The sequence below is a fragment of the Streptomyces sp. NPDC041713 genome (assembly GCF_055591085.1).
The window spans coordinates 299,400-319,158 of the sequence record NZ_JBVIZY010000006.1 but is presented as its reverse complement, the minus strand read 5'-3'; the positions used below and the strand labels follow the sequence as shown (position 1 = coordinate 319,158).

The window sequence follows — 19,759 nt, the reverse complement described above, 5'->3', positions numbered from 1 at the left end:
CTCACCTCGGGGGCGAAGGTCCTCAGCTGGGCCGGGACCTACGGGAGAGGAGCGGGAGCCGGGAGGTGTGCCCGCGCCGCGGGGAAGGTCAGTCCCGCGGGCGTTCCCGGACGATGTCCGCCGGGTCCTTGTCGTCGCGCAGCCCCTGGTAGCGGGGGTGCCGCAGCATCCCGTCGCGCGTCCACTCGGTGAAGGCGATCTGCGCGACGAGCCGGGGCCGCACCCAGTGCGCGGTCCGCTCGGCGACCCGGCCCTCGAACGGCGAACCGGAGGTCTCCAGCCCGTCCAGCCGCGTGCGCAGGTCGAGCAGGGCGCGCCGGTCGAAGCCGGTGCCGACCTTGCCCGCGTACCGCAGCCGGCCGCCCTCGTGGTAGCCGATGAGCAGCGCGCCGATGCCCACGCGGCTGCCCGCGGGTTCCGTGAAGCCGCCGACCACGAACTCCTGGCCCTGGGAGCACTTCAGCTTGAGCCAGTCGTCGGAGCGCCGTGTCCGGTAGGCGCTGTCGGCCCGCTTGGCGATCAGCCCCTCCCAGCCGCGCGCGCAGGCGTCGGCGAGGAGGTCGGCGCCGCCTTCGTTGCGGTGCGCGCAGAACCGCAGCGGGGCCGCGAAGGTGAGGGCGCGGCGCAGCAGGGACTTGCGGGTGCGCAGCGGCAGCCGCCGCACGTCCGTGCCGTCCAGGCGCAGCAGGTCGAAGACGTAGTACGTGACGGCGACCTTGCTCGCCTCGACGTCGGCCCGCCGGGTGAGCCCCATGCGCTGCTGGAGCCGCGCGAAGTCGGTCCGGCCGTGCGCGTACGCGACGATCTCGCCGTCGACGGTGAAGTCGGCGCAGTCCTGGGCGGCGAGGGCGTCGACGATCTCCGGGTACGTGGCGTCGAGCCGTCGTCCGGAGCGGGAGCGGAGGGTGACCCGGCCGTTCTCGCGGACGGCGAGCACCCGGATGCCGTCCAGCTTCCGCTCGAAGATCCAGCCCGCCGGGAAGTCGCGCCGGTCGCTGAGCCGGGCCAGCATCGGCGCGGCGGCCAGCTCGACGCCGGGCGGCGCCTCGCGCAGCCGCCCGGCGTCGTCGGCCGCCAGCGTGTCGAGGAGGCCGCTCACCCCTTCCCCCCGCCGTTCGACTCCCATCTGGGGGCGTCCGGGGCCTCGGCGACCTGGCGCAGGGTGCGGCCGCTGCGCGCGGAGCGGGCCCGCCGCGGGTCGGGGGTGCCGCCGCTCTTCGCGCCCCCGGACCCGGCCCGCACCAGGAGCCAGGTGGGCTTGGCGGAGCCGCCGTCCTGCTCCTCGCGGCCGTGGAACCGGGTGAGGGCGTACGGGCCGCGCAGCTTCTCGCCGTGCAGCTCGAAGGTGGCGTGGCCGTTCTCCAGGGCCTGGCCGAACGGTACGGGCCGCTTCTGCTTGTCGTGGCTGGTCGGGGTGTAGGTGCCGCGGTCCCAGACGATGACGGTGCCGCCGCCGTACTCGCCCTCGGGGATCACCCCCTCGAAGTCCCGGTAGTCCATGGGGTGGTCCTCGGTGGGGATGGCGAGCCGCTTGTCGTGCGGGTCGGTGGACGGGCCCTTGGGGACCGACCAGGACTTGAGCACGCCGTCGACCTCGAGCCGGAAGTCGAAGTGCATGGTGCTCGCGTCGTGGATCTGCACCACGAAGACGGGTTCGTCGTCCCGCGCGGCGCGCTCGCCACGGGGTTCGGTACGGTCGTCGCCGGGCTCGTCCTCACGCTTGCCGGCGGGCTCGTCCGTACGGTCGCCGCTCGGCTCCTTCGTGCGGTCGAAGTGCCGCTTCCCCCGGTAGGTCCGCAGTCGGTCCTTCTCGCTCACGAAAGGCTCCTTTCCGTCGGCTCGCCGATCCGCCCGGGCCTGGTACCCCGGGCCGGCCGCCAGCACGCACCACCAGGTCACACGCCTGCGCGGGGGCGGACACGCGCCCTGGAAGCGACGGTACGGGAGAGCGGCGGACTCGGCGCGGCTGACGGAATACGACCGGGACGCGTCGGTAAACGTCCACGTTGATCCGTCGGCAATCGTTTATTGATCGAGTCGGGTCACCCTGCCCTGTCGCTATTCGGGGGAAGACAGGGAACTTCAGTGTCCGATACACGTATATCGGTGGCCGTGCACGCCGCCGACCCCCTCAGCCGGGCCGGAGTGATCAGCCATCTCCGGCACGAACCCACCGTGGAACTGGTGGACAGGGCCGGAGACGGCCCGCCGGCCCCCGAACCGGCCCGCTCCCCCGCGTCCGCCCCGGACCGGGTCGCCGTCATGCTCGTGGACCGGCTCGACGACACGGCCGGCGCCGAGCTGCGGCGCCTGGCCCGCTCCACCGAACAGCGCGTGGTCCTGATCGCGAGCGAACTGCGCGAGCCCGAACTCCTCTCGGTCGTCGAGTACGGCGTGCGCGCCATCCTCTGGCGGCACCAGGCGACCCCGCAGAAGCTGCTGCGCGCCGTGCACAGCGCGGCGCGCGGCGAGGGGGAGCTGCCGCCCGACCTCATCAACCGGCTCATGACCCAGCTGGGCCGCCTGCGGCTCTCGGCGCTCGACGGCCCGCCCTCCGGCGCCGGGACCCTCGTGCCCACGCTGGGCATGGCGCCCCGCGAGGTGGACGTGGTGCGGCTGATCGCGGAGGGCCTGGACACCAAGCAGATCTCGGAGAAGCTCGCCTACTCCGAACGCACCGTCAAGAACGTCCTGCACGCGCTGATGACGCGCCTGCAGCTGCAGAACCGCGCGCATGCCGTCGCGTACGCGCTGCGGGAGGGATACATCTGATGCGACCGAACCAGCCTCCGCACCGCGCCCCCGGACGCGGACCGTCCACGCGAGGAGTCCGGCCGTGATCCACGAAGTCGACGAGGCGCTGCGCGGACTGCTGCGCGGCGCGCTCCCCGAAGGCACCGGCGAGGTCGTCTTCGAGGCCCCGACCCGCGACTGGGCCGCGCGCCGCAACGCCCCGACGCTCAACTCGTACCTGTACGACATCCGGGAGGACGTGGCCCGGCGCGAGCGCGGCGCCTACGCCGAGCGCGGCCCCGACGGCACGGTGCTGCGCAGGCGGCAGCCGCCGCGCTGGTTCCGGCTCTCCTACCTGCTCACCGCGTGGACCAACCGCCCCGAGGACGAGCACCGGCTCCTCTCGGCCGCCCTCGGCACCCTGCTCGCGCACGAGCTGCTGCCGCCGGAGAACCTGCCCGACGCGCTCGCCGCGCTGCGCGCCACCCTGCCGCTGACCGTCGCGGTGCCGCCGCCCGAGTCCCGCTCCATCGCGGACATCTGGTCGGCGCTCGGCGGTGAGCTCAAGCCGTCCCTCGACGTGGTCATCACCGTGCCGTTCCCGGTCTCGCCGACGTACGAGGTGGCGCCGCCGGTCACCGAGGGCGCGGTCGTGGGCGTCCGCGGCATCGACGGCGTGCCCGGCGACGCGAAGCCCCGGATGCTGCGCACCCAGCGGGGCGACGGGGCGGGGCAGCGGTGAGCGCCGCCGACGCGATCCTGGCGCGCCTGGACGCGCTGCGCGGCCGGGTCGCCGAGCTCGTGGAGCGGCGCGGGGGCGACGACCCCACGGCCGCGGACCCGCTGCGCGGTCTGTACGTGACGCGCGAGACGGCCCACCGGCTGGCCACCGCTCCCCCGCCCGAGCCGCCGCTGCCCGCGCGGGACCCGGCGGGCGCGGACGGCGACGACGCGCAGGACCCGCTGGACCCGCTGGACCCGCTGGCGGAGCTCGCGCGGCGGTTCGGACTCGGCGCGTTGGACCGGGAGATCCTCCTGGCCGCCCTCGCGCCCGACGTCGACCGCCGCTTCGAGCCGCTGTACGGCTACCTCAACGACGACGTCGGGCGGCGCAGGGCCACCGTCGCGCTGGCCCTCGACCTCGCGGGCACCGGGCCGCACGACCCGTTCGCCCGCACCCGCTTCCACCCCCGGTCGCCGCTGCGCGCCGGGGGCCTCATCGTCGTCGAGGACGAGGAGCGGCCGCTGCCGGGGCGCGCCCTGCGCGTGCCGGAGCGGGTGGTCGCGCAGCTGCTCGGCGACGACACCCTCGACCCCGAACTGGTCGGCCACGACGTGGAGTTGCGGGAGGGCGGGGTGGCGGCGGCGCCCGCGCACCCGCTCGCCGCCCGGATCGCGGAGCTCGCCGTCGAACGGCCGCTCCTGGTCCATCTGCGCGAGCGCAGGGAGGGCACCGCCGCGGGGCCGGTGACCGAGGCGCTGCGGGCGGCCGGACTGCCCGTGCTGCGGTACCGCCCGCCGGCCCGTACCGGGGACGGCGCCTCCGGGACGGGCGCCGCCACCGCGCTCGTGCGCGAGGCGCGGCTGCGGCGGGCGGCGCTCGTCGTCGGGCCGCTGCCCGCCGACGCGGGCCCGCTGGTGCGGTCCCTGGCCACCGGCGACGTGCCGGTGGTCTTCTTCGGCGGTGAGCCGTACGACCCGGGGTGGGCGCCGGACGCCGGGCTGCTCGCCCTGGACGCGCCGCAGGACGGCGTCGACGCGGCCGGGGCCTGGCAGGGCGAACTCGCCCGGCACACCCCCGCGTACGCGCCGGACTTCGACCTCGGCGAGGCGGTCGCGCCGTACCGGCTCAGCGGTGCGCAGATCCGGCGGGCGGCGCGCGGCGCCGCGGAGCACGCCGCGTTCGACGGGACCGCGCCCACCGCGGCCCATCTGCAGCGCAACGCCCGGCTGCAGTCCGCGCCGCTGCTCGACAAGCACGCCCGGCGGATCCGTCCCGAGGTCGGCTTGGGCGATCTGGTCCTGCCGGCCGAACCGCTCGGCCTGCTCCACGAGTTGGCCCTGCGCGCCCGGCACCGCGACAAGGTGCTCGGCGAGTGGCGGCTGCGCACCGGCGGCGGGCGCGGGCGTGGCGTGATCGCGCTGTTCGCCGGCGACTCCGGCACCGGCAAGACGCTGTCGGCCGAGGTGGTGGCCGGTGAACTCGGCCTGGACCTCTACGTGGTGGACCTGTCGGCGGTCGTCGACAAGTACGTCGGCGAGACGGAGAAGAACCTGGAGCGGATCTTCGTGGAGGCGGACCGCACGGACGCGGTGCTGCTCTTCGACGAGGCCGACGCCGTCTTCGGCAAGCGCTCGGAGGTCAAGAGTTCGCACGACCGGTACGCCAACCTGGAGAGCGCGTACCTGCTGCAGCGTCTGGAGGCGTTCGACGGGATCGCGGTGCTGACCACCAACCTGCGGGCCAACATCGACGACGCGTTCACGCGCCGGCTCGACCTGGTGGTCGACTTCCCGTTCCCGGACGTCGAGCAGCGCCTCGCGCTGTGGCGGACCAGCCTCGCCGACACGCCCTGCGCGCCGGACATCGAGGACGAACTCGCCCGGTGCGCCAAGGAGTTCGAGCTGGCGGGCGGCGCCATCCGGTCGGCCGCGGTGACGGCCGCCTATCTGGCGGCGGGGCACGGCGGCCCGGTCTCGGGGGACGACGTGCTGGCCGGGGCGCGGCGGGAGTACCGCAAGATGGGCCGCCTGGAGCCGGGGACGTCCCTGCCCTGGCAGTGACGCGACGGGGCCGGACGGCCGGATGCGGGCGGCGCCTTCTCGGCACCGCCCGCATCGTTCGTTCCGCGGCCTCCGCTCAGGCCAGTCCGCGCCCCGCGCTGTTACTCAGGCCAGTCCGAGATCGTCCAGCCCATGCTCTTGCGGTCGTCGCACTTCCAGGTGACGGCGCTCGTGTCGTTCTGCATGTCGACGAGGCACTCGCCGTTGCCGACGCCGACGATCCGCGTCAGGCCGTCGTCACGCCGCTCCAGCTTCCACTTCTGGTTGTCCGGCAGCCGGCCGCTCCTGATGTTCTCCGGCGGCGCGTGGAAGATCTGGGCGATGTTGGTGTTGACCTTCTGGTCCAGGACGGTGCCCGGGGCGTTGGCCGGCTCCAGGGCGTAGGTGTCGGACTCCGGGTAGTGGTGCAGGATCCACTCCTGGTTCTTCCCGAACTCGTCGCTCTGGTTGGGATTCTGCCCGACGTAGGTGCCGTCGGCCTTCTCGCCCTTCTTGACCTCCAGGTACCAGCCGCTGCCCTCGTCGCTGCGGATGGTGTGCGTCTTGGGGCCCTTGGGCTTGTCGTCCTTCTTGCCGCCGCCGCCCGGCTTGGACTTCGGCGCGTCGTCCTTCGCGGCGTCCGCGGGCGGGGGCTTCTCCTCCTCCTTCTTCTCCTCGCTCGCCGACGGGCTCGGCGCCTTCTTCATGCCGTCGTCGTGCGGGAGCACCTCCTGCCGCCCCGGCTTCTCCCTGGCCGCCGTGGCCACGCTCGGCTTGTGCTGGAACCACACCACGGCGAAGGCGACGGCCGCCGCGAGGAGGACCGAGAGCACCGCCATCACCCAGCGCGGGATCACCGAGGGCTGGACGTAGGTGCCGCGCAGCTCGACCGGCTCGGGCACCCCGGCCCGCAGCACGGAGACGGTGAACGGGTGCTTGCGGGTGCCGCCGACCCAGCTCACCGCGCCGGGCTTGATGCGCAGGTCCGCGAACCCGGCGCGGCCCGGGGCCACCTGGACGGAGCCCGGCTCCGCCTCGACCTCCAGCTCCTCGCCGTTCTCACGCCCGGACAGGGACGCCGTCAGCTGCTGGTTGCCGAGGTTGTCGACGGCCACCGACGCCTTGGCGCTGAGCCTGCCGCGCACGATCAACGGCAGCAGCTCCGAGCGGAGTTCGGCGAAGGGCCCGACGGTGACCTGGCCCTCGGCCACGCCCGCGGTGTGCGGGTTCTCCCGGGGCATGACCCGGACGCCGAACGGCGTGGGCCCCGCGATCGCGTCCGGGGTCCGGGGCGGCGCGAACGACACCTCCGCGGTGCCCTCGGCCCCCGGGTACAGGCGCAGCACGTCGGGCTGCACGCGGGACCAGCCCGCGGCGGCGCCGACGACCTGGAGGCGGTACTCCTCCACCGTGTCGCCGGTGTTGCGCACGCGCAGCCGTACGCTCGCGGTGGAGCCGGGGTCCACGGAGGTCGCGGACGGTTCGAGTGAGGTCCACATGCCGCTCACCGCCCCGCCACGCCGGGGTTGTTGACGCTGCCGCCGACGAGCGCCCGCAAGGTGGCGCTGTCGGCGGTGCCGGTCGCCGGAAGGCCGACGGACACCTGGTACTCCTTGATGTGGGTGGCGGTATTGCTGCTGTAGCGGGCGGTCGTGGGGGGTGTGCGCCCGTTCTTGAAGTAGGCGACGCCGTGTGCGGCGTACTCCCGGTCGCGGTTCAGGTCCTTGTCGCTGATGCCGGCCTGCGAGGCCCACCAGAACGCGGCCTGCAACTGCACGACCTCCCAGCCATCGGTGCCGGAACGGACGTCGTCGGGGGTGATGCCCTGGGCCCACAGGGAGGTCAGGGTGGCCCGGCCGAGCGTGCCTTCCGGGTCGGTCTCGAAGATCTGCGCGGTGTTGCGCCCTGAGTCGCGTCCGCTGCGGACGACGGCCTTCTGGTAACAGATGAGTTTGGCCTCGGTGTTGGCGTCGATCACGCCGGGCGAGTAGTGCCCGGCGAGGGTGCAGGGGTTGCTCGAGCCGAGGGCGGCGAGGCGGCGCTGGGCGTACTCGACCACGACGTCCGCCTGGTAGCCGCGCCGCCAGGGCGGTCCCGAACGGGGCCCGGCGCCGCGGGCCGACCCGGCCTTCGTGTCCGCGCCGCCACCGCCCCCGCCACCGAAAGAGGCGTCAGACGATCCGGCCTTGTCCGCGTCGGCGGGGCCCGCGCCCGCGCCGTCGCCGCTGCCGCCCGCTCCTCCGTCGCCGTGTCCGCCGCCGTCGCCGCCCTTGTCCTCGGCGTCCTTCGGGGCGTCCATCAGCTCGTCCTTCTCGCCGCCCTGCGGTACGGCGGCGGGCGCGGCGTCCGCCTGGTTCTCGCGCGTCGACCCGGTGACGTCGGGCGCGTAGGTGAACCAGGCCACGAGGAACGCGACGCAGAGCGCCGCGACGACGCTGCCGAGCGCCAGCAGCGACCGGGGCAGGACCGGCCGCTGGTCGAAGCTGCCGGGCAGCTCGTGGGCCTGCTCGTCGCCGGAGCGGCGCACCGAGACGGTGAGCGGGTGCGGCTGGGCGGTGCCCGTCCACAGCAGCCGCTGCGGGCGCACGGTGAGCCGTGCGAACGCGGCGCGGCCGGGGGCCGCCTGGACGGCCACCGGGGTGGCCTCGCAGATCAGCCGCCCGGCGTCGTCGCGGACGGAGAGGGTGGCGGTCAGCGGGGTGTTGCCGAGGTTGTCGACGGCGACCGAGGCGCGGCCGCGGAGCCGGCCGACGAGGGTGGGCGGCAGTAGTTCGGCCCGCAGCTCCGAGAAGGGCGCGACGGTGACCTGCCCCTCGACGACGTCGCGGCCCTCGGGGTTCTCCCGGGGCTCGACGCGGATGCCGTACGGGGTGGGGCCGGCCGGCGCGTCCGGTGAACGGGGCGGCGCGAACGAGATCTCGGCCGTGCCCTCGCTGCCCGGGTAGAGCCGCAGCACGTCCGGTTCGACGCGGGCCCATCCCGACGTGGCGCCGACCACCGCGAGCCGGTACTCCTCGACGGTGTCTCCCGTGTTGCGTACGCGAAACCGTACGGTCGCGCGGCCACCGGCATCAACGGTCACCGCGGCCGGGTCAAGGGAGTTCCACCACGTCATACGGGCACGGTAGAGCGCACCCCCAGGTGTCGCCTTGTACGAAAGGGCGACGTCAGGGGCAGCCCGTCCTGCCCTCCCGTACGGCCCCCGCGGTCGCCCCACGCAACGCCGGTGTGTGCGGGGCGGGTTCAAGGACGTACGAAGGGGACATCGCGGCCCCCGCGCAGGCGTGGCCCGCCCCGCGCCGTGGTTCAGCCGTGAGCCGACAGGGCGGGGCTCGGGGCGTCGGGGCAGGGTGGCCCGCCGGACAGGAATCCGGCGATCTCGGTGGCCTCCAGGGCACCGCGGCGGTCCATGCCGCGGTGGGCGATCCGCAGTGCGGCGCGGGCCCGGTCGAGGTCGCCGAGGGCGAGCAGCGCGCGGCCGCGCGCGGCCATCGCCAGCGCGTGGCAGAACGCGTCGCCCAGCTCGGCCTCCACCGCGAGCGCCGTGTCCGCGCACTCCATGGCCTCGACGGGTCTGCCCTGCTCCAGTTCGCAGGAGGCGAGGCGGGCCCAGCACAGCGCCTCCCAGCGCGGGTTGTGCGCGCTGCCGTGCAGCCGCTGCGCCTCGCGCAGCCGGTCCGCCGCCGCGCCCGCGCGACCGTCCCGCAGCAGCGTGCAGCCCGACTGGTAGAGGACGTGCGCGAGCGTGGACGTGGAGTCCGACGCGCGCGCCTGGCGCTCGGCCGCGACGACGGCGGTGTCCGCCTCGGCCCGCCGGCCGAGGCCGATGTACGCCCGCGCCATGTGGGACAGGATGCGGATCCGGTCGCCGTGGCCGCCGAGCGCGCCGAACCGCGCGTACGCCAGGCGCAGTTGGTCGAGCGCCTCCTCGTGGCGGCCCATGCTGATCAGGACGATGCCCAGCTCGTGGCTGCCCTCCGCGCCGACCAGCGGGTCGCCCGCGGCCGCGGCGAGGCGCAGGCTCTCGCGCAGCGCGCGCTCGGCGCGGCCGTAGGTCTCGGTGCCGTAGTGCGGGGCGCCGAGCAGGCGCAGGGCGCGGGCCGCCGACCGGTCGTCGCCGTGGGCGCGCGCGGTCCGCAGGGCGAGTTCGGCGAGGGGTTCGAGGTCGCGGTGGCGTGCGGTGCCCGCCACCAGGTGGGACCAGGCGGTGAGCAGGTCGACGGTGGGACGCAGACCGGGCGGCCCGCCCGGCGCCGCGGCACCCGCGACCCTGGCGTTCGAAGTCCCGGCGTCCGAGGTCCCGGCCTCGGCGTCCCCCGCGTCCGGCACGTGCCGCAGCGCGTTCTCCGCGGCGGCGCACAGCCGGGAGTGCGCGACGACCAGCCAGTCGTGCGCGGTGGCCTCGTCCGGCAGCTGCTTGCCGGCGGAGGCCGGGGTGTGCAGCAGCTGCGGCAGCACGCTGTGCGGCTTGGTGCGACGGATCGCGGTGATGACGGTGGCCAGCACGTAGTCGAGGAAGCGGAGCCGGGCGGCGGCGCGCTCCCCGGCGCTCTCGCGCCGCTCGCACTGACGGCGCGCGAAGAGCCGCACGAGGTCGTGGAAGCGGTAGCGGTCCTCGCCGTGCAGCTCCATGAGCCCCGCGTCGACGAGGCGTTCCACCGCGCTCTCCGCCTCCTCGTCGCTCACGTCGAGCAGCGCGCCCGCGGCGCCCCGGCAGAAGGACGGCATGTAGCAGAGCGAGACCATCCGGAAGGCGCGGGCGAGGCCCGGTTCCAGCGCCTCGTACCCGAGCCGGAAGCTCGCCTCGACGTTCAGGTCGTCCACCCGCAGCTCGTCCAGCCTGCGGTGCTCGTCGCGCAGCCGCGCGGCGAGGTCGGCGACGGAGCGGCCCGGCCGGGCGGCGAGCCGGGCGGCGGCGATCCGGACGGCCAGCGGCAATCCGCCGCAGGTGGCGACCAGTTCGCGGGCGGCGGCCGGTTCGGCGGCCACCCGGTCGGCGCCGGCCATGGCGGAGAGCAGGCCGAGTCCCTGCGTTTCGTCCATCGTCTCGACGTCGAGCAGGCGCGCGCCGGGCAGGGTGATGGTCCGCGAGCGGCTGGTCACCAGGACCGCGCAGCCCGGTGTGCCGGGCAGCAGCGGCCGCACCTGCGCGGTGTCGCGGGCGTTGTCGAGGAGTACGAGCACGCGGCGCCCGGCGAGCAGCGAGCGGTACAGCGCGGTCTGCTGGTCGAGGCCGTCCGGCACGGCGCTCTCGGGCACGCCGAGGGCGCGCAGGAACCCGGTGAGGGCCCTGCCGCTGTCCACGCCGGGCGCCGGGTCCGCGCCGCGCAGATCCACGTACAGCTGCCCGTCGGGGAACTCGCTCCGCAAGGCGTGCGCGACGTGTACGGCGAGCGCGGTCTTGCCGACGCCGCCGAGGCCGGTGAGGGTGGCGACGGCCATCGCGCTGCCGGAGGCGGCGGTGCGCAACGTCTCCGTCAGCAGCCGCGCCTCTGCCTCGCGCCCGGTGAAGTCGGGTACGTCGGGCAGGAGTTGGGCGGGGGTGAGGGGCGCGGGGGCCGGGGTGCGCAGGGGGTGGAGGCGGCGGAGGTCGAGGGGGAGGTCCGGGGTGCGGTCCGGGGCGGTGGTGGTCGTACGGTCCGGGGCCGGGCGGCTCGTCGTCGTACGGTCCGATGCCGCGCCCGCCGGGGAAGCGGGACCGGCGCCGGGGGTGCCGTTGCTCGGAGCCTCGCCCTGCCGCGCCACCGCCAGGTGCCCGTACGTACGGGAAGACGTACGGGACGCGGCGCCCCGCGAGCCGGCGGCCGTCTCCTGAGGGTCGGGGCCGGTCCGGCGCGGCCCGGATATGCGCCCGCGCTGCTCGCCGACGCGGGGCGGCGACAGGGCGTGCGGCGCGGCGCGCAGGCCGGGGCGCGGGGCGCCGGCCGCCGGGAGCGGGACACCCTTCAGCAACCCCTCGTACAGGGAGGTCAGTTCCCTGCCCGGGTCGACGCCCAGCTCGGCGGCGAGCCTGCGGCGCGTGGCCTCGTACACGGCGAGCGCGTCGGCGCGCCGGCCGCCCCGGTGCAGGGCGAGCATCAGCAGCGCCTGGGCGCGCTCGCGCAGCGGGTGCTCGGCCGCGAAGACGCTGAGCGGCGCGGTCGTCTCGCCGTGCCGGCCCAGTTCGAGCGCGCAGCCGAAGTACTCCTCCTGGGCGGCGACGGACAGTTCGGTGAGCCGGTCCCGCTGGCGCCGGGCGTACGGGCCCGGCAGGCCGGCCAGCGGGGCGCCGTCCGACAGGGCGAGCGCGGCGGTCAACTCGGCGTGGGCGTCGGCGTGTTCGTCGGCGGCGCGCAGGGCGCGCGCCGCGGCCACCCGGTCCTCCAGCTCGCACGCGTCGAGACAGGTCCGCGGCACCCGCAGGGCGTAGCCGTCGCCCGACGACACCAGGAGCCGGGCGGGCCGGCGGGCGCGCCGGTCCGGTTCGAGGAGGGCGCGCAGCCGGGAGACGTACGTGCGCAGCGTGCCGATCGCGCGCAGCGGCGGCTCCTCGCCCCACAGCGCGTCGACCAGTTCGGCCGCCGACACCGGGTGTCCGTCGCGCAGCAGCAGGGCCGCCAGGGTGGCGCGCTGCTGCGGCGGGCCGAGCGTGAGGGGCTGTCCGTCCCGCCAGGCGCGCACCGGCCCGAGGACCTGGAACCAGAGCGTTGCGCCCAGGCCGTCCGGGTCGGTTCCGCTGTTGCCGTCGCGGCCAGGACCGCCGCCCGCGTGCTCCGCGTCGCCCCGCATCGTCAGCCCGCGCTCCTTGCCCCGTGACGCTCTTCGACGTGCCCGTTCGTACTGGCCACGGATGGCCATCCGCACCAAACGTTACGTCAGCCACAGACGTCATCCCGCATCGTGTGGTTCCGCTACGGCCATGTTGACCAGGTGTTGACGCCGCGGACACGGAGTGCGGGGCATATGCGCCACCGAGCGGTCACATCCGGCCGCCGACGGGCACGCGCCCCGCGCCGCGGCCCCGCACCGTGCCCGACTCCGGTGACCGGAAGGGCAACGGGCGGCGGTCCGCCGCGCCATATCCAGGTTCCGGCGGGCGAATTCTGGCCGGAAGGTGTTCACGGGCGTCTGAACGGGCAGTGGCATCTGCCCTCGTTGACGTCCGTCCGTCTCTACGCACCGGTGCGCGCGTGGGACATCGTCGACACGGTACGAACCCGTGCCGGCTGTGCGCCGGTCCCGCTCGCCCTCGAACCTTGGAGCACAGCAGCATGCCCAACTACCTGTCCCCCGGCGTCTACATCGAGGAAGTCGCCAGCGGTTCGCGCCCCATCGAAGGGGTCGGCACCTCCGTGGCGGCCTTCGTCGGTCTCGCGCCGCGGGGACCGCTCAACGAGCCGACGCTGGTGACCAACTGGTCGCAGTACGTGGCCGCGTTCGGCGAGTTCACGGACGGGTACTACCTGGCGCACTCCGTGTACGGCTTCTTCAACAACGGCGGTTCCGCGGCGTACGTCGTGCGCGTCGGCGGCACCGACGGCGACGAGCCGCAGCAGCAGGCCGCTCCCGCCCAGGACCGGTCCCCCAAGGAGCTCACCGCCGGCGCGCCCGCCGCGCTCGGCACCTTCACGGTGTCGGCGATCACCTCGGGCAGCACCGACGGCGGCGCGCTCACCGTCGAGGTGCAGGACGGCGAGGGCGAGGGCGCGGCGGACCGCTTCAAGCTGATCGTCAAGGACGGCGAGAAGGTCGTCGAGAGCTTCGACGTCAGCGCGAAGAAGACCGCGCGCAACTACGTCGTCACCCAGGTCAAGCAGCGCTCCAAGACCATCGTCCTGGAGGAGGCCACGGCGTCCGCGCAGCTCGCCAAGCCCGAGGCGCAGACCGTGACCCTCGCGCCGCCGGCCCCGGCGGCCCCGGCCGTGCCCGCGTCGAACGGCGCCGTGTCCCGCGTGGAGACCGCCCAGTTCATCGGCGACTCCGCGGACCGCACCGGCTTCGGCGGCCTGGAGGCCCTCGACGAGGTCAACATGGTCGCGGTGCCCGACCTGATGGCCGCCTACCAGCAGGGTCTGATCGACGAGGAGCAGGTCAAGGCGGTCCAGCTCGGTCTCATCTCGCACTGCGAGCTGATGGGCGACCGGATGGCCATCATCGACCCGCCGCCGTCGCTCAACGCCCGCCAGGTGCGGCAGTGGCGTCAGGAGCTGGCCGGCTACGACTCGCGCTACGCCGCCCTGTACTACCCGTGGATCAAGTCCTTCGACCCGGCCTCCGGGCAGTCGGTGGTCGTGCCGCCGTCCGGTCACATGGCCGGCATCTGGGCGCGCAACGACGCCGAGCGCGGCGTGCACAAGGCCCCGGCCAACGAGATCGTGCGCGGGGCCGTGGACCTGGACCTGCAGATCACCCGCGGTGAGCAGGACCTGCTCAACCCGGTCGGCGTGAACTGCATCCGCGCCTTCCCCGGGCGCGGCATCCGGGTGTGGGGCGCGCGCACCATGGCGTCCGACCCGGCCTGGCGCTACCTGAACGTGCGCCGCTACTTCAACTACCTCGAGGAGTCGATCCTGATCGGCACCCAGTGGGTGGTCTTCGAGCCGAACGACCACGCGCTGTGGGCCCGTATCCGGCGCAACGTCTCCGCGTTCCTGGTCAACGAGTGGCGCTCGGGCGCCCTGTTCGGCCAGCGCCCCGAGGACGCGTTCTACGTGAAGTGTGACGACGAGACCAACCCCCCGGAGTCGGTGGACCTCGGCCGGGTCGTCTGCGAGATCGGCATCGCGCCGGTCAAGCCCGCCGAGTTCGTGGTCTTCCGGCTCGCGCAGTTCTCCGGCGGGGGCGGCGAGCTGGAGGAGTAGGCACGCCCGCACGAACCGAACCTCAGCCACCCGCAAGAACCGTTTCAGGAGTGAACTTCCTTGTCCCTTCAGCCCGGTGACGCCCTCACCACCCACAATTTCGGCCTGCAGATCGACGGTGTCATGGTCGAGTACCTGCAGGAGGTCAGCGGCCTCTCGATGGAGCAGGACGTCATCGAGTACCAGCAGGTCTCGGCGGACGGCAAGCCTGTCGTCAAGAAGATGCCCGGCGTGAAGAAGGCCGGCGAGTGCACCGTCACCCGCGGCATGACGCAGAGCCCGGTCTTCAGCGAGTGGATCAACAAGTCCATCGCGGGCGACATGGGTTCGGCGCGCAAGAACGCCACGATCATGATGATGGACTACCAGAACAACCCGGTGAAGCGGTACAACCTGCGCAACGCCTGGTGCAGCAAGGTGGAGACCAGCGGGGTCAAGGCCGGCGACGCCGCCGCCCTGACCGAGCAGGTCACCATCGTCTTCGAAGAGCTGGTCATCGAATAATGCGGCGCGAAGGCCCGGCGGCGCCGGGGGCAGTGGCGGGAGCGGTGCCCGGTGCCGCGACGGACACCCGCGAACCGCTGCGCACGGAGTTCGAGTTCGAGCTCCCCCGCGGTTTCGTCGACGAGTCCGGCACCGTGCACCGCAACGGCGCGATGCGGCTGGCGACGGCGCGCGACGAGCTCGTCCCGCTGCGGGACGTGCGGGTGCGCGAGAACCCGGCGTATCTGTCCGTCGTGCTGCTCGGCCGGGTCATCACCCGGCTCGGCACGCTCGGCTCCGTCCACGACGGCACGGTGGAGAACATGTTCGCCTCCGACCTGGCCTTCCTGCAGGACTTCTACCGGCAGATCAACGCGGAGGGCCACACCCGCGCGGCGGTGGCCTGCCCGCACTGCTCGGAATCCTTCGAGGTCGAGCTGGCCGGGAGCCGCCTGGGGGAATCGTGACGTACGCGGCCGACCGCATCGAGGAGGAAGTCGCGTACCTCGCCTACCACTTCCACTGGGGCATGGACGACATCCTCGACCTCGAACACGCGGACCGGCGCGCGTACGTGGCCCGGACCGCCACGTTGGTGGAACAGGCGGAGGCGAGGCAGTGACAGGTCGGTGAGGTGGGCAGTCGGTCGGTGAGTCGAGGTAAGTGATGGGCTTGTTCAGGTGGCGGCGGGGGTCGCGGGGCGACGGGCCGGTGGTGTCAGCGGTGCCGGTAGTGCCGGTAGTGCCGGATGCGGCGGGTCCGGAGGCTGCGGGCGCGGATTCGGCGATCGTCGGTGCCGGTGGCGGTACCGGTGTTTCCGGCAGCGGTACCGGTGCTTCCGGTGTCGTTTCCGGTGCTTCCGGTGATGTATCCGGTGGTGCTTCCCGTGGCGGCGGGTGGATCGGCATGCCGCCGGTCCAGCGTGTGCTCGCGGCGCCTCGGACGGTCGCCGAGCAGGGCTTCGGCGCGATGCTCGCGACGCACCAGAACCCGTCCTTCGGGGGCGAGTTGGGGCACGCGGTGCGGTCCTCGGCGCCCGGGGGCCTGCTGCGTGACGTCCTCACTCCGGTGGCCGGCACCCCCGGCAGCCTCGACCTGCCGTCGCTGCGGTTGCCCGTGCGGGGGCGGACGGAGGGGGCGGGGCCCGAGGAGCCGGGGGCGGAGGCGGGGGTTGCTCCCGCGTTCTTCCCCTCGGCTCCGTCGACGTCGGCCTCCCGGCGGCCGTCGGCTGCGGGACCTTCCGGTACGTCGTCGCGTGCGGCGTCCGGGGTTCGCCCTGCGTCGGCGGGCAAGTCGTCCGCCGGCGCGTCACCGGCTGGTACGTCGCCGTCCTCGGCCTCGTCGACCGGTGTCTCGTCGTCCGGGTCTGCCTCGACGGGTACGTCGGGTACGTCGCCGTCGGGCCCCGCGGTGCAGCGTGCGGTCGCCTCGCCGTCCGGAGGTTCACCTTCCGGTCCCGGCGGGGCGTCGGCCGGTGCGGCCTCTTCGGGTTCCACGGAACAACGGGCCGGGGGTTCGTCGACGCCGCCGACCGGTGCGTCACCGTCCGGCTCGATGGCACAGCGTGCCGGTGGCCCGTCGACAGGCACGGCTCCGCTGAGTTCCGCGGCCGAACGCGCCGCCGCCACGGGTCGGCCCTCCGATGACTCCGCTGACTCCGCGCCCGGCACTGCAGCGGCTGGGGCCGCCCCGTCGGGCCCCACGGTGCGGCACGCGCCCGGCTCGCCCTCCGGTCCCACGGCTCGGAGGTCGGACGCCTCACCCGCAGGTTCCGCCCCTTCGGGTCCCACGGTGCGGCGCGCTGCCGCCACACCGCCCGGTGACTCGCCGTCCGGCGACTCACGGCCCAGCGCCGCAACCGCAGGTGCCGCCCCGGCAGGCCCGGCAGTTCAGCGCGCCGCCGTACCGTCCGGCGACTCGGCGACCCGTACCGCCCCGTCGGGCTCCACGGCTCGGCGCTCCACAGACTCACGGCCCGGCGCCTCGACCGGCGGCACCGCCCCTTCGGGCCCCGCGGCTCGGGCCACCGCCACACCGCCCAGCAGCTCGTCGTCCGACGCCTCACGCCCCGGCGCCTCCGCCGCTGGTACCGCCCCTTCGGGTCCCACGAGTCGGCGCACAACCGCCACGCCCCCCAGCAGCTCGCCTTCCGGCGGCGCACGGCCCGGCGCCGCAACCGCAGGTGCCGCACCGGCAGGCCCCGCAGTTCAGCGCTCCGCCGCCACCTCCCCGGCCACCAGCTCACCCACGACCCCCGCCACCCGGCGTCCCGGAGACCCGCGATCCGACGCCCCGTCGGCCGGCACCGCCCCGCTGAGTTCCGCAGCCCAACGCGCCGCCACCACACCCCCCGGCGACACACCCACCACAGCCCGACCCTCCGGTGACTCCGCGCCCGGCACCTCAACCACAGCCGGGGCCACCCCGTCGGGCCCCACGGTTCGGCGCGCCCCCGGCTCGCCCACCGGCCCCACGGCTCGAAGGTCCGACGCCTCGGCCGCTGAAGCGGCGCCGACGGGCCCCGCAGTCCAGCGCTCCGCCGCCACCTCCGCGGCCGACAGCGCACCCACGGCCCCCGCCACCCGGCGTCCCGGAGACCTGCGATCCGACGCCCTGTCGGCCGGCACCGCCCCGCTGAGTTCCGCAGCCCAACGCGCCGCCGCCACACCCCCCGGCGACACACCCACCACGACCCGACCCTCCGGTAGCCCTGCACCCGGCGCCGCAGCAACCGGTGCCGCCCCCTCAGGCCCGACCGTGCAGCACGCCCCCGGCTCGCCCACCGGCCCCACGACTCGGAGGCCCGACACCTCGCGGCCCGGCGCCTCAACCACGGGTGCCGCACCGACGGGCCCCGCAGTTCAGCGCTCCGCCGCCACCTCCCCGGCCACCGGCACACCCACCGGCCCCGCCACCCGGCGTTCCGGAGACCCGCGATCCGACGCCCCGTCGGCCGGCCCCGCGCCCGGCGGTGACTCCGCGGTGTCCGCCGCCCCCGGCAACCGTACGGACACGCCCGCGACCAAGCCCTTGACCGGAGCCTCAACTCCGCTCACCGGCACGGAGGTTCAGCCCGCCGCCGCAGCGGCGGAGCCCACCGTGCCCGTGGTTCAGCGGACGCGGACGGCCCGGTCCCCGCTCGTGTCGGCGGTCCCGGCCGTCGTGCCGCAGCGGAAGCTGTTCCCCGTCGGGACCACCCCCCGTACCACCCCCGCACCGGACACCAAGCCCACTCCCACCGCCACCACCGCGCCGGACCTCGCCACGAGCGGCGGCCGGCCCACCGACGTCCCCGGGTCGGCTTCCCCCGCCGGCCCGGGGACTCCCCCCGCCCCCGCGGCCCCCGACTCCGTCGCTGTACGGGCGAATTCCCCCGTTCAGCCCGTACAGCGACGGCCTCACGTACGACGGGTCCGGCGCGCGCAGGACAACGGCCCCACCTCGACCGGCGCCCCTCGCACGGGCCTCGGCCAGCCGGTGAGCCGGCCCGCGAGCCAGCCCGTGAACCCGCCCTCCCCCGCGGCCCCGCCCGTCCCGGCACCGCAGGGCCGGCCGCGCCGGACCCCGATCGGCGCGCCCATCACCCCCGTACAGAAGGCACCCGGCGGCACGCCCGGCCCCGCGCCCCTGCCCGCCCCCGCGGCGACACCCACGCCTGCGCCCGAGCCCGAGCCCGTCCAGACCCCCGCCCCCGCGCCCACCCCCGAGCCGCAGAAGCAGCCGGAGCCGCACCCGCACCCGCACCCGCTCCCCGTCGTCCCGGTCAACCGCCGTATCACCCCCGGCAGTTACCGGCCCGCCGCCCCCGGCGCCACGCACCCGCGCCCCCTCGCTCCCTCCCGGGGACTCTCCGTCCCCGGCCCGGCGACGGGCTCACCGGCACCCGCGTCCGCCACCGCCCCCGCCCCCGCCGGGCGGCGCCCCTCGGCCACCCCGACGCCCGCCCCCGCCCCCGTACCCGTACCCCTCCAGCAGCCCGCGCCCGCCGCATCCGCGTCGGCCGCGCCGGTCGTCGTACCGCTCGCGCAGCCGGCCGGCCCGGCGGCCCGCCGCGCGCACGCCGCCGCGCCGACTCCCGTACCCGTACGCCGTACCGCCCCGACCGCCCCCGTCCAGCGGGCCGCGGCAGCCGCCCCCGCGCCCCAGGCGCCCCCGCCGGCATCCGCGCCCGCGGCGCAGAAGCCCGTCACCGTCGCCCGTACCGGCGGCGGATCCGGGACCGCGCCGAGCAGCGCCGCCAAGACCACCGCCCCGGCCGCGCAGTCCGCCACCGCACAGGCCCCCGCCGACTCGGCGGCCGCATCGGAGGCGACCCCCGCCGACCTCGACGACCTGGCCCGGCGGCTGCTGGCCCCCCTGTCGCGGCTGCTCCGCGCGGAGCTCCGCAGCGACCGCGAGCGGATCGGGCGGATCCGCGACCACGGCCGCTGACCCGGCACCGAGCCCGACCCCGTCCCTGACCGCATCCACCGCCACCGCCCAAGAACCCAGGAAGTCATCCCATGCCCTCGCCCCTGGACCCAGGCTCGACCGTCTTCTTCAAGCTCACCATCGACGGCCAGGACCTCGGCCTGTTCAACGGCTGCGAGGGCCTGGCCTCCGAGGTGGAGGTCGAGCAGCGGCAGGAGGGCGGCAACAACGGATTCGTCTGGCAGCTGCCCACCCGCGTCACCTTCTCCACCATCCGGCTCACCCGGCCGCTGACCAAGGACACCTCGCGCGTGGCGTCCTGGATCTCGTCCATCGCGACCGGGATCACGCGGCCCACCGCGCAGATCGCGGCCCTGCGCGCGGACGGTTCCATCGTCGCGCAGTGGGGGCTCGTCGAGGTGCTGCCGGTGCGCTGGCAGGGGCCGAGCCTGAGCCCGGACAGTCCGGCCGTGGCGACGGAGACGCTGGAGATCGCGCACCACGGCTTCACCGACGCGGGAGGTGCCTGA

Annotated in this window: 16 protein-coding genes; 9 read left to right on the top strand and 7 right to left on the bottom strand. The window is 75.2% G+C overall.

Annotated elements, in window-relative coordinates:
• Window positions 1-88: 88 nt before the first annotated feature.
• Together ligD and ACZ6CV_RS20865 are read right to left on the bottom strand one after the other, a co-directional pair.
• Window positions 89-1,099, bottom strand: coding sequence for a non-homologous end-joining DNA ligase (gene ligD / locus ACZ6CV_RS20870; RefSeq protein WP_469252227.1), 1,011 nt, complete (start codon window positions 1,097-1,099; stop codon window positions 89-91).
• Entirely contained in the window at window positions 1,096-1,818 is a 723-nt protein-coding gene (locus ACZ6CV_RS20865; protein WP_469252226.1) for a DNA polymerase ligase N-terminal domain-containing protein, read from the bottom strand. Before ACZ6CV_RS20865 ends, ligD begins: the two co-directional genes overlap by 4 nt.
• Window positions 1,819-2,085: 267 nt before the next feature.
• Here ACZ6CV_RS20865 and ACZ6CV_RS20860 point away from each other — a divergent pair, with 267 nt between their 5' ends.
• From ACZ6CV_RS20860 to ACZ6CV_RS20850, 3 genes are all read left to right on the top strand, one after another.
• Window positions 2,086-2,772: a response regulator transcription factor gene (locus ACZ6CV_RS20860; RefSeq protein WP_355804782.1), complete on the top strand. Its 687-nt coding sequence runs from the start codon at window positions 2,086-2,088 to the stop codon at window positions 2,770-2,772.
• 64 nt (window positions 2,773-2,836) lie between these two features.
• Window positions 2,837-3,475, top strand: a complete 639-nt coding sequence (locus ACZ6CV_RS20855) for a Pvc16 family protein (RefSeq protein WP_362375565.1) — start codon at window positions 2,837-2,839, stop codon at window positions 3,473-3,475.
• Complete coding sequence (locus ACZ6CV_RS20850) at window positions 3,472-5,517, top strand: ATP-binding protein (protein ID WP_469252225.1); 2,046 nt, start codon at window positions 3,472-3,474, stop codon at window positions 5,515-5,517. The genes ACZ6CV_RS20855 and ACZ6CV_RS20850 overlap by 4 nt, the downstream gene beginning before the upstream one ends.
• 101 nt (window positions 5,518-5,618) lie before the next feature.
• Here ACZ6CV_RS20850 and ACZ6CV_RS20845 read toward each other — a convergent pair whose 3' ends face one another.
• From ACZ6CV_RS20845 to ACZ6CV_RS20835, 3 genes are all read right to left on the bottom strand, one after another.
• Window positions 5,619-6,995 (bottom strand): hypothetical protein, encoded by a 1,377-nt coding sequence (locus tag ACZ6CV_RS20845; protein ID WP_469252224.1) that lies wholly within the window; start codon window positions 6,993-6,995, stop codon window positions 5,619-5,621.
• A 5-nt stretch (window positions 6,996-7,000) separates the two neighbouring features.
• A complete protein-coding gene (locus tag ACZ6CV_RS20840) occupies window positions 7,001-8,611 on the bottom strand; it encodes a peptidoglycan-binding protein (RefSeq protein ID WP_469252223.1) in 1,611 nt (536 codons plus the stop codon).
• A gap of 191 nt (window positions 8,612-8,802) precedes the next feature.
• Window positions 8,803-12,333, bottom strand: a complete 3,531-nt coding sequence (locus ACZ6CV_RS20835) for an AfsR/SARP family transcriptional regulator (protein WP_469252222.1) — start codon at window positions 12,331-12,333, stop codon at window positions 8,803-8,805.
• Between the two features lie 413 nt (window positions 12,334-12,746).
• On the opposite strand from ACZ6CV_RS20835, the gene ACZ6CV_RS20830 reads away from it, so the two are divergent.
• Genes ACZ6CV_RS20830 through ACZ6CV_RS20815 form a run of 4 tightly spaced genes read left to right on the top strand, consistent with a single transcriptional unit; the run spans window position 12,747 to window position 15,441 of the window.
• Window positions 12,747-14,336, top strand: a complete 1,590-nt coding sequence (locus ACZ6CV_RS20830) for a phage tail sheath subtilisin-like domain-containing protein (protein WP_469252221.1) — start codon at window positions 12,747-12,749, stop codon at window positions 14,334-14,336.
• A 60-nt stretch (window positions 14,337-14,396) separates the two neighbouring features.
• Complete coding sequence (locus tag ACZ6CV_RS20825; RefSeq protein ID WP_125515614.1) at window positions 14,397-14,840, top strand: phage tail protein; 444 nt, start codon at window positions 14,397-14,399, stop codon at window positions 14,838-14,840.
• Window positions 14,840-15,286, top strand: a complete 447-nt coding sequence (locus tag ACZ6CV_RS20820; RefSeq protein WP_469252218.1) for a hypothetical protein — start codon at window positions 14,840-14,842, stop codon at window positions 15,284-15,286. Before ACZ6CV_RS20825 ends, ACZ6CV_RS20820 begins: the two co-directional genes overlap by 1 nt.
• Window positions 15,283-15,441 (top strand): DUF6760 family protein, encoded by a 159-nt coding sequence (locus tag ACZ6CV_RS20815; RefSeq protein ID WP_362342012.1) that lies wholly within the window; start codon window positions 15,283-15,285, stop codon window positions 15,439-15,441. Before ACZ6CV_RS20820 ends, ACZ6CV_RS20815 begins: the two co-directional genes overlap by 4 nt.
• 95 nt (window positions 15,442-15,536) lie before the next feature.
• Here the strand turns inward: ACZ6CV_RS20815 and ACZ6CV_RS20810 are convergent, their stop codons facing one another.
• Both ACZ6CV_RS20810 and ACZ6CV_RS20805 read right to left on the bottom strand, forming a co-directional pair.
• Window positions 15,537-15,836 carry a hypothetical protein gene (locus tag ACZ6CV_RS20810; protein WP_469252217.1) on the bottom strand — a complete coding sequence of 100 codons (300 nt, stop codon included), beginning with the start codon at window positions 15,834-15,836 and terminating at the stop codon, window positions 15,537-15,539.
• A gap of 872 nt (window positions 15,837-16,708) precedes the next feature.
• On the bottom strand, window positions 16,709-16,939 hold the full coding sequence (locus ACZ6CV_RS20805) for a hypothetical protein (RefSeq protein WP_469252216.1): 231 nt from the start codon (window positions 16,937-16,939) through the stop codon (window positions 16,709-16,711).
• A 1,381-nt stretch (window positions 16,940-18,320) separates the two neighbouring features.
• On the opposite strand from ACZ6CV_RS20805, the gene ACZ6CV_RS20800 reads away from it, so the two are divergent.
• Entirely contained in the window at window positions 18,321-19,250 is a 930-nt protein-coding gene (locus tag ACZ6CV_RS20800; RefSeq protein ID WP_469252215.1) for a hypothetical protein, read from the top strand.
• A gap of 71 nt (window positions 19,251-19,321) precedes the next feature.
• Complete coding sequence (locus ACZ6CV_RS20795) at window positions 19,322-19,759, top strand: phage tail protein (protein WP_355804748.1); 438 nt, start codon at window positions 19,322-19,324, stop codon at window positions 19,757-19,759.